The sequence below is a fragment of the Paenibacillus sp. GCM10027627 genome (assembly GCF_042675505.1).
Taxonomy (GTDB): Bacteria; Bacillota; Bacilli; order Paenibacillales; family Paenibacillaceae; genus Pristimantibacillus.
Window position 1 is genome coordinate 310,970 of the sequence record NZ_JBHTHB010000004.1, and the last position, 10,600, is coordinate 321,569.

Genomic DNA, 10,600 nt, shown 5'->3' on the forward strand with positions numbered 1-10,600 from the left:
TATCTTTATACGGATCGAACAATATCACTCTACTGTTCGAACTATTAGGCCAATCCAGGAACTACAATTTCTCTTATGCAGTCCGGCGCTTCATACCACTCGTCATGAACGGCATTGGTCACGGGGTAGGACCGCATTTGGTAGCCCTCTATCGCCTCTAAATGTTTGCGCAGCCTGCTAAATTCCGTCAGCTTCGGATTCAGCCAGTCTTCCATTCCTTCTTCGTCCAAAATGACCGGAACACGAGGCTGCCAAACAGAGATGCTGCCGGAAGCCGCCGCAGTCAGCATCGTAAAAGCTCGAACTTCCTTGCCATTTGTATGGCGCCAACAATCCACAATGCCCGCTATGCCAAACAGCGGCTGACTGGGTACAACGGTGTGCATCGCTCTAGGCCGTCTTTCGTTTCCGATCATTTTTTGCCCGTAAAAACCGCTGCACGGAATGACGCATCTTTGTCTTTTCAACATTTGATGAAAAAATGGCTTCTGAGACAAAGCAGCGCTGTCGGCGTTAACGGAATCTTTGGCCCAAAAAGGAAACAGCCCCCATCTGGATTCCTGCAAAACGCGAGTGTCGTGCCTGTCGTTCATGACGATGGATACGTTCTGCGTCGGCGCCACATTAAACCGGTTTGTATGGCCTTCAATAACCGTTGCCACGCCAAATTTGCCCACAATTTCCCCTATGTCCGCCGTTAACGAAAACCTTTCAATCATCGCAATTCGCCCCTTTCGGCTCATGGCCTGTTGTTGGCTTTAGCTTTTGTAGCGAACAGGAAAATTATTCATAATGTTGCGCATCGCCGCCTATCCTATTGCCGATTCCGAAGAAACGAAAAAAGACACCCGTCAAGCTCATCCCTCAAAGTCATCGGCTGTCAGTGCAGACACTGCATGGTTCCAAATCGTTTGAGTTCAAGCTAAAACAAGTGTCTCTTTTCTAAAGAGAAGGGATCTACTTTTTATAGAACAGCTAAGTCGTGAACCGCTTCCGGAATTTAAGAGGCGGCATGCCCGTATGGGCGGCAAACAGGCGGGAAAAATGCGGCGTCTGCCGGAATCCCGTCTCCTCCGCTACTCTAGCGATAGTCCAGTCGGTTTTAATCAGCAGCAGCTTGGCTTGATCCAGCCGATAATACAGCAAATATTGCTGCGGCGTGCAGCCGAACACTTCCGTCATGCAGCGTGTAATATAATTGGTATGCAAGTCCAAAACCTCGCTTAGCATGGTGTTGCTGATCGGCGTACGAAAATTCAGTTTCAGGTAAGCGGCAGCCCGCTCCGCGATCGAAACAGCCGCTTTGGCCGCATCGGATCGCCAGCCTTCGTCCAGCATTTGCAGCAAATGCAGGAATCTCTGCTGACGGTCCCAGAAGGCGCCGTGAGACGAGCTTTTGGCAGCTTCGTGAAGCTGGGCAAAAATCATTTTTGCCTCATCCGGATAAGTCAGCTTCATCTTTTTCGGCAGACGAATCGCGTAGGTATAATAATCTCCTCGAATATTTCCTTGCTGGTTGTCCTCTGTCTCCTCCCAAGCCCCTACCGTCTGAAAATGAACCCAATCAAACACCGTTTCTTCCGTACAAGGCTGAAACGAATAGTGCCAGCGATCCGGCCGAAGGATGAGCACATCCCCCGGGGTCAACGTCCATCTATAATTTTCCTCCGCTACATACAGCGTTCCTTCATTAACAAACAGAAGGTCGAATACACCCAGGTTCGTCCGGTTGGGATGTTCCTCTCCCGGCCCGTAAGTTAATCGATTCGATTCCACAAAAAACGGCAATGGCGGCGAGCGAAATGTGAGCAATAAATCGTCTGACAAGCTGATCTCTCCTTAGACGCTTAGCGTCCTTAACAATTCCCATGAATACTGCCATGTTACTTGAAGTATGGCGCATTTGTCCATACGCCGCTTTCCGACTGCATCGATCCGGACGGTCAAAAAAAGCTCCGCCTCCGCTTTTTTTGAGCAGAGACAGAGCTTTTGCCGCAATCTACGAAGGGCTGGCCATTGCAGTACCTTAAACACAGCCCTTTAATGGCTGTAGAGAGTTTCATCTATTGGGTTAGATGCGGATATCGGGTTCGGCAGCAAACTTTTGATCAAAGCCATATAGTCAAGAGACTCTCTCCAGAAACGGTAATTCGGCGCCCATGCATACCGTTTGCCGCTAAGCAACGAGAACGCCTCGATTTGCACAGGAAGACGGCCAAAAGCGCTCATGCAAAATAAAGTCGTCATCCGAGCATACAGCTCTAGCGCTTCCTCCCCCTCTTCTACAACATATTTTTGAACGTTATAATGCTCACTGGCATCTCCGCCGTCAAAAGCAACGATATGAAAATTTTGCACCATCTCCATATCCAGCTCTTCTATGTAGGCAGTCATTTGTTCGAATAGTACCATCACATTTTTCAAAGGATGCATTTGTAAAAAAGCAAGCAGATGGTCCATTACCATGCAGCGCACCTGCAAATAATGTTCACTGGAATGGAATCGGTAATGTCTGTTGCTCCAGCGGCGATTAGCGGCTTTATTTAATCGAAGATCAAGCTCTTCACCCGAGTTTTCGCTCAAAACATCGTTTACGCAATGGCAAGCGGAAAAATGAACAAGCTGCTTCCACGTCACATCGCGGTGAGATGGCTTTGAACTGTTGAAGCACGTTTCGCCTATTAGCATACGCTCCATTTGATAATCGTCAATACGAACCAACGCCGGCATCTGCTCCAGACAGCCGTCCAGTCCTTTGTCTGAAATCATCCTGCTACCGAAAGAAGTCCTGCAATGAGCCCGCCGATTCGTTTTCCTTGCTCCTTCTCCTCATTTGATGCGTTATATTCAAACTTTAAGCTTTCACACGAGATTTCTGCGCCGAGCTCGCGCAGTTTGGCTTCAATAATATCAACGGCACCGCAATAAATCGGATACGAGGTATCACCCGACCCGAATACCGCCGCTTTTTTCCCACTTAGGCTGATATCGTCCATTTCTGCGTAAAAGTCCAAAAACTCATCGGGAAGCTCTCCGTCCCCCCACGTATAGGCGCCAATAATAATGCCGTCGTATTTCAGCAGTTCCTCGGGCTTTGCATCAAACGCTTCCTTGCAAACCGTCTCGGCGCCAGCCTCTCTAGCTCCTTCCGCGATAGCTTCCGCCATCTCCTCGGTATTTCCGGTTAAACTCGTATAAAGAACAATTACCTTCGGCATAACTATATCCCCCTATAACTCCATCGTTTGCACACCTTGAAACAGCGTAGCCATATACAATTGATTTCCTTGAATGTCTATGTCCGTCACCGGGAAGCCCAGCTTAACCGAAAGCAAGATGAGTTTATCCGCAATATAAGCCAGACGAAACAAACCTTGATCCGTGCAAACGTAAATTTCCCCGCTCTTTGACGCAACTGAAAAAATAAATTTTTTCCCGAATTGAACTCGGTCAAAATCGCCGCGCTTGTCGCCAATCAACAATTCGCCTTGTTCGCTGACGCCAATCAGATGTCCCCGGAATACAGCCAGACTCGTCACTTTTCGATTCAGCTCGAAATGAGCCCATTCATCCATGAAACGGTCATATAGCGATATGCCGGAGTCGTGTCCAACAATCATATATTGAGGCAAGCTTAAAAAATCGTAGACCCGCTTCCCTTCGCATGCGAGCAGTCCCCATTTGGATCCCGTTTTAATCCACAGCCCGTCTTCCGTTGCTGCGTAGCTTACTCCGCCCAGCTTGCGATATTGATAGCAAGGAATCGTAAGGCCATCATTCTCCCACTGTTCCCCCATCCATTCAAATAACCCATGATTGGTACAGACATGAAGCAGCTCTTGATGCAGCTGCAACCGATGAATGCTTGTTGTATCGGGCAATCCTTGGCTCAATTTATCCCAATTAAACGAATGGTCAATTTCATAAACCCCGTAGCCGACTGACGCCGCGAATACTCCGTAAGGTCCAGCTTTAATAGAGGAAAACGGGAAGAGCAGCCAGTTCCATGGTTTTTTCGTTCCTATTTGCATCATTTAATCTCCTATCTGAATGCGCAAGGCTAACTTATATTTTATTCATATGCTATCGGTTCATTTTAATGATAATGATTATCACTTTCGTAAATATGATAACTATTCTCAATATGGTTGTCAATCTCATTCGCCCGCCCATTTTTTCAAAAATAGGTTTATGCCTACTTCTCAGCCTGCCTGCACCCAAGCAAACCCAAGCGAGTACCCGTAGTATAAAGGAAATTCACCTAGGAGGTGCTCATTCTGAAATACAAGGTTACAAGTAGAAGCCGGAAACGGTTTAATAAAAAGCAGTTGAACATTAAAGCCGTCTCCAAGCGCAGCTCTTCGACAAAACATAAGAAGACGACTTCGGCAAAGAAAAAAAGCATGATAGTTGCCGGATCAAGGAGAACACGAACTGGCGGGCAAAGGATCATCCCTCGCATCCCTCGAATCCCTCGTCGCGACATTGATCTCCACGACCATATTCGCGATGAATTAGATCCGATTGGTCTCCCAGGCCCTCTAGGGCCTGCGGGCCCGCAAGGTGAACGAGGCAAAAAAGGAGATGACGGTGACCACGGCGAACGTGGCAAGCGGGGTAAAAGAGGCCATCGCGGCCACACTGGGCCGACCGGACCTACTGGTCCTGCGGGACCGACTGGCGCAACCGGGGCTACAGGCGCCACGGGTTCTACAGGCGCTACGGGCGCTACTGGGCCATCTGGAGGACCTCCCGGACCAACTGGCGCCACAGGCGCTACTGGAGCAACCGGGTCACAAGGACCCCAAGGAGCTCAAGGGCCTCAAGGTACCCAGGGAGCAGTGGGACCTCAAGGACCTCAAGGCATTCAAGGCGAGCAAGGACCACAAGGCACTCAAGGACCTCAAGGACCGGCTGGACCTCAAGGACCTCAGGGACCTCAAGGAAATGCCGGACCGCAGGGGCCTCAAGGAGCTCAGGGGCCAATTGGGGCAACTGGCTCTACGGGATCAACTGGCTCTACCGGTTCGACCGGCGCTACTGGAGCTCAAGGACCGGCTGGAGTGCAGGGGCCTCAAGGGAATACGGGGGCGACCGGTTCTACTGGCAATACGGGGGCGACCGGTTCTCAAGGGCCAATCGGTCCTCAAGGACCTCAAGGGCCGGCCGGAGCTCAAGGAACAACTGGAGCTCAAGGACCTCAAGGGCCTATCGGACCTCAAGGGCCAATAGGCAACACAGGAGCGACTGGCACGACAGGGGCAACTGGTGTCGGCACAACTGGAGCTACGGGACCAACGGGCACGACTGGCTCAACGGGTGATACTGGGGCGACTGGCGCCACTGGCGCGGGTACAACTGGCGCGACGGGCCCTACAGGGTCAACAGGAGCAACTGGGGCGACTGGTGCCACTGGCGCAACGGGTGCTGGTACAACCGGTGCTACAGGACCTACGGGGCCAACTGGACCGACTGGGGGCACTGGAGCCACGGGAGCTACGGGGGCAACAGGAGCGACGGGTGATACTGGGGCGACTGGAAATACGGGAGCCACTGGGGCCACCGGTTCAACAGGAGCGACGGGTGATACTGGGGCGACTGGAGATACGGGAGCCACTGGGGCTACGGGTTCAACAGGAGCTACAGGTGATACTGGGGCGACTGGAGATACGGGAGCCACTGGGGCCACCGGTTCAACAGGAGCTACAGGTGATACTGGGGCGACTGGAGATACGGGAGCCACTGGGGCCACCGGTTCAACAGGAGCTACAGGTGATACTGGGGCGACTGGGGCGACTGGACCTACAGGAGCGACGGGCACTACTGGATCGACAGGGCCTACGGGTGATGTTGGACCGACAGGAGCAACAGGAACGACCGGGCCAACGGGAGCGACTGGTGCTACTGGATCAACAGGCGCTACGGGTGATGTTGGACCGACAGGAGCAACAGGAGCTACTGGGCCAACGGGAGCGACCGGCGTTACAGGCGCTACTGGCGCTACTGGCGCTACTGGACCAACTGGACCTACAGGTGATGTTGGACCGACAGGAGCAACAGGAGCTACTGGGCCAACAGGAGCGACCGGCGTTACAGGCGCTACTGGCGCTACTGGCGCTACTGGACCAACTGGACCTACAGGTGATGTTGGACCGACAGGAGCAACAGGAGCTACTGGGCCAACAGGAGCGACCGGCGTTACAGGCGCTACTGGTGTTACTGGATCAACTGGACCTACGGGTGATGTTGGACCGACAGGAGCAACAGGAGCGACTGGCGTTACAGGCGCTACTGGCGTTACTGGGCCAACAGGACCTACAGGAGCCACCGGCGTTACGGGCGCTACTGGTGCTACTGGGGCAACGGGCAGCGGTGCTATCATTCCGTTTGCATCTGGCTTACCTCTTGAATTAACTACCATTTTAGGAGGGCTTGCTGGCACTGGCGGTCTAGTTGGATTTGGCAATAGTGCTCCGACGGCAAGCATATTAGGAGCTACGATCGATTTAACTGGGGCAGCCGGATTATTGCTGAACATGGCATTCTCTGCACCTCGTGATGGGGTCATTACTTCGCTTGCCGCTTATTTCAGCACGACTATTGCACTCAGCCTTATCGGATCAACGGTTACACTGCAGGCTCAATTGTATAGCTCAACTACCCCGGATAACATCTTTAGTCCGATTCCAGGGGCAATCGTTACTCTTGCTCCACCATTGACAGGTATCCTAGCACTAGGAACAATAAGCAGCGGAATCACAACCGGACTTAGCATCCCAGTCACAGCAGGAACACGTCTATTACTGGTCTACTCGGCTACAGCTACGGGATTGACGCTAGTTAACGCCGTTGCCGGATATGCAAGCGCAGGATTAACAATTGCGTGACGACCAGCAATAAAACTTAGCAAAAAGAAGACCAGGCCGCCTGGTCTTCTTTTTTGTTGTCATGGCAAACAAATAAGGATTCTACCTTTGATCTTTTATCTATTAACCTCCCCCTCCTCTCATCTCTCTTAATGTAAGGGCCTATATGCATTTACACATTTTATGAAAATTGTTTGAAATCTATCATTCTCTTAGCAAAACGCACACTCCTCCAATAATAACCCTCCGTATAATGCAGGAGCACTATAAGGAGGTGTTCATACTGGAAAACTCATCTAGCAAAAAGAAAGTAATCAAGTTAGTAAAAAAGAAAGCTTCATCGCAAAAAAAATCGCTCTCTATTCATACTAGTGAATCTTTCTTCGACAAGAAGAAAAAGAAGGATGGAAAAAAGAAAGAAAAGAAAAAAGTATTTTTCAAAGGCCGTGATTGTGACAGAGGTCCAATCGGACCGGTCGGACCTCAGGGACCTGAAGGGCCTGAAGGTCCTCGCGGCAAGAAAGGGGACGAAGGCAAAAAAGGAAAACGCGGCAAGCGCGGGGCAACAGGAAGCTTTGATCCAGGCGAAGAGTTATTCAACGTTATTGGACCGGAGGGTTCCGCTACTTTAGGCTTCGGAGACGATCTCATTTTTGAATCCGACACGCTTGATATCACTGTATCGGAAGGTTCTGCTATTGTTCGCATTGAATCTCTCGGCGCAACCGGAGCTACGGGAGCAACTGGCTCTACTGGCGCGACTGGCGCAACTGGTGCGACTGGCGCAAGAGGTGCGACTGGTTCAACCGGCTCTACTGGCGCGACTGGACCGACTGGCTCTACTGGCGCTACAGGTTCCAGAGGACCGACCGGAGTAACTGGAGCCACGGGGGCGACAGGTTCAACTGGCGCGACGGGAGATGAAGGTTCAACTGGGGCGACTGGGGCGACTGGCTCTACAGGTTCAACGGGTGCGACAGGTCCTACAGGTTCAACTGGGGCCACGGGGGCGACTGGCTCTACGGGCGCAACTGGATCTTCTGGAGGACCTCCGGGACCAACGGGCGCGACTGGACCGACAGGCTCTACTGGCGCAACAGGCGTCACTGGACCGACGGGCGTCACTGGACCGACGGGCTCGACTGGCGCGACGGGAGCTGGAGTTACTGGGGCGACTGGACCGACAGGCGTCACAGGTCCAACTGGGGCGACGGGAGCTGGAGTGACTGGTGCAACTGGGGCGACTGGCGTTACTGGAGCAACTGGCGCTACGGGGGCGACAGGGGCTACTGGCGCGACTGGGGTTACTGGAGCTACTGGACCAACAGGTGATGTTGGACCAACTGGACCTACAGGTTCTACAGGTGCTACTGGCGCGACTGGAGTTACGGGGGCTACAGGTGCCACTGGGGTTACTGGAGCTACTGGACCAACAGGTGATGTTGGACCAACTGGACCTACAGGTGCTACAGGTGCTACTGGCGCGACTGGAGTTACGGGGGCCACAGGTGCCACTGGGGTTACTGGAGCTACTGGACCTACAGGTGATGTTGGACCAAATGGACCTACAGGTGCTACAGGTGCTACTGGCGCGACTGGAGTTACGGGGGCTACAGGTGCCACTGGGGTTACTGGAGCTACTGGGGTTACTGGAGCTACTGGACCAACAGGTGATGTTGGACCAACTGGACCTACAGGTTCTACAGGTGCTACTGGCGCGACTGGAGTTACGGGGGCTACAGGTGCCACTGGGGTTACTGGAGCTACTGGACCAACGGGTGATGTTGGACCAACTGGACCTACAGGTGCTACTGGAGTTACGGGGGCTACGGGCGTTACAGGTGCTACTGGAGCAACTGGTGCTACGGGGGCTACGGGCGTTACAGGTGCTACTGGAGCAACTGGTGCTACGGGGCCGACGGGTGACGTTGGACCGACTGGACCTACGGGCGCAACTGGACCAACGGGCGCGACGGGCGTTACTGGTGTTACTGGAGCAACTGGTGCTACGGGGCCGACAGGTGACGTTGGACCAACTGGACCGACGGGCGCGACTGGACCAACGGGCGCGACTGGCGTTACTGGTGTTACTGGAGCTACCGGTGCTACGGGGCCGACGGGTGACGTTGGACCAACTGGACCGACGGGCGCGACTGGACCAACGGGCGCAACGGGCGTTACTGGTGTTACTGGAGCTACTGGTGCTACGGGGCCGACGGGTGACGTTGGACCAACTGGACCGACGGGCGCGACTGGACCAACGGGCGCGACAGGCATTACAGGTGTTACTGGAGCTACTGGTGCTACGGGGCCAACAGGTGACGTTGGACCAACTGGGCCGACGGGCGCTACTGGTGCGACTGGAGTTACGGGAGCTACAGGTGCCACTGGAGCTACTGGGCCGACTGGACCTACAGGCGACGTTGGACCAACTGGACCTACAGGTGCTACTGGCGCGACTGGAGTTACGGGGGCTACAGGTGCCACTGGGGCGACTGGACCGACTGGACCTACAGGCGACGTTGGACCAACTGGACCTACAGGTGCTACTGGCGCGACTGGAGTTACGGGGGCTACAGGTGCCACTGGGGCTACTGGGCCGACTGGACCTACAGGCGACGTTGGACCAACTGGACCTACAGGTGCTACTGGCGCGACTGGAGTTACAGGAGCTACAGGTGCCACTGGGGCTACTGGGCCGACTGGACCTACAGGCGACGTTGGACCAACTGGACCTACAGGTGCTACTGGCGCGACTGGAGTTACGGGAGCTACAGGTGCCACTGGGGTGACTGGACCGACTGGGCCTACAGGTGACGTTGGACCAACTGGACCTACAGGTGCTACTGGCGCGACTGGAGTTACGGGAGCTACAGGTGCCACTGGGGCGACTGGAGCTACGGGGGCTACAGGTGCAACTGGACCTAACTTTGCAAGCACTGGCTTCTCCGCATTGACAACAGCAGCAGCTATTACTGGCACGCAAACTCTGGTTGGCTGGACTACTGCAGCTCCTTATTATACAGACCCGTCCTTTAACCCAGTAAGTGGTCAGTTTACAGCTCCAAACACGGGAAGATATTCGATTAGTGCGACTATAAACTATCAGACAACCGCTTCGTTATCTATTAGCCTTGGAGCAGGTGTCAATCCAGCTTTTGCAATCGTTCGTACTAATACAAGCACCAATCTATTAACCGGACTTTTCCCTATTTTAGACGTCAACGTGGCCTTGGTTTTATCTCTTAGAGCTGTGCTTGGAGACGGCACTGTAACATTGGCAGGAGATGTGGAACTTAACGCTGGGGATATTCTTGTCCTTCAATATCAAGCAAATGGCTTAACAATTTCTCTTAACCTTGGAGGAAGCACTCAAGGAATTTTCTGGGCTATTCATCAAATTGCTTAACGGTTTTGCAAAAAAGTGGTCTTAGAATTCAACAATGAAAAAGCCCTCGGCTACTCATTGGGGTTCATCCCCTTTGAGAGGCCAGGGCCTTTTCAATTTGTGGTATGGCCTCCTCTGCCCAGTTTTAGCCAAGTAAAAAATGATTTTATTACATAATCCAGCAGCAACCGTTTATTGTATAAATCCAATTAGCAATTGCTTTCCCATTTTGCTCACTGCCTACATATGTTAATTAGGCGAATATATTTAAGGCTGGGGAGATGCATGAGCGAAAACTTTGAAAATGAAACAAATCGTAAGGCTTTTAAAAGGACACATAAAAAAA

General features: G+C 52.8%; 7 protein-coding genes. 2 read left to right on the top strand and 5 right to left on the bottom strand.

The features are described from left to right. Window positions 1-44 precede the first annotated feature (44 nt). The 5 genes from ACFQZE_RS16075 to ACFQZE_RS16095 form a co-directional block, all read right to left on the bottom strand. On the bottom strand, window positions 45-719 hold the full coding sequence (locus ACFQZE_RS16075) for an SOS response-associated peptidase (RefSeq protein ID WP_379358756.1): 675 nt from the start codon (window positions 717-719) through the stop codon (window positions 45-47). A gap of 256 nt (window positions 720-975) precedes the next feature. Continuing rightward, entirely contained in the window at window positions 976-1,827 is an 852-nt protein-coding gene (locus ACFQZE_RS16080) for an AraC family transcriptional regulator (protein ID WP_379358758.1), read from the bottom strand. A 213-nt stretch (window positions 1,828-2,040) separates the two neighbouring features. After that, a complete protein-coding gene (locus ACFQZE_RS16085; protein ID WP_379358760.1) occupies window positions 2,041-2,769 on the bottom strand; it encodes a hypothetical protein in 729 nt (242 codons plus the stop codon). Next, window positions 2,766-3,218, bottom strand: coding sequence for a flavodoxin (locus ACFQZE_RS16090; RefSeq protein WP_379358762.1), 453 nt, complete (start codon window positions 3,216-3,218; stop codon window positions 2,766-2,768). Before ACFQZE_RS16090 ends, ACFQZE_RS16085 begins: the two co-directional genes overlap by 4 nt. A gap of 12 nt (window positions 3,219-3,230) precedes the next feature. Beyond that, window positions 3,231-4,034 carry a hypothetical protein gene (locus tag ACFQZE_RS16095; protein ID WP_379358765.1) on the bottom strand — a complete coding sequence of 268 codons (804 nt, stop codon included), beginning with the start codon at window positions 4,032-4,034 and terminating at the stop codon, window positions 3,231-3,233. Between the two features lie 234 nt (window positions 4,035-4,268). Between ACFQZE_RS16095 and ACFQZE_RS16100 the strand changes: the two genes are divergently transcribed. Then, window positions 4,269-6,887: an exosporium glycoprotein BclB-related protein gene (locus tag ACFQZE_RS16100; protein ID WP_379358767.1), complete on the top strand. Its 2,619-nt coding sequence runs from the start codon at window positions 4,269-4,271 to the stop codon at window positions 6,885-6,887. A gap of 253 nt (window positions 6,888-7,140) precedes the next feature. Continuing rightward, a complete protein-coding gene (locus ACFQZE_RS16105; protein ID WP_379358769.1) occupies window positions 7,141-10,275 on the top strand; it encodes a collagen-like protein in 3,135 nt (1,044 codons plus the stop codon). Window positions 10,276-10,600: the final 325 nt, after the last annotated feature.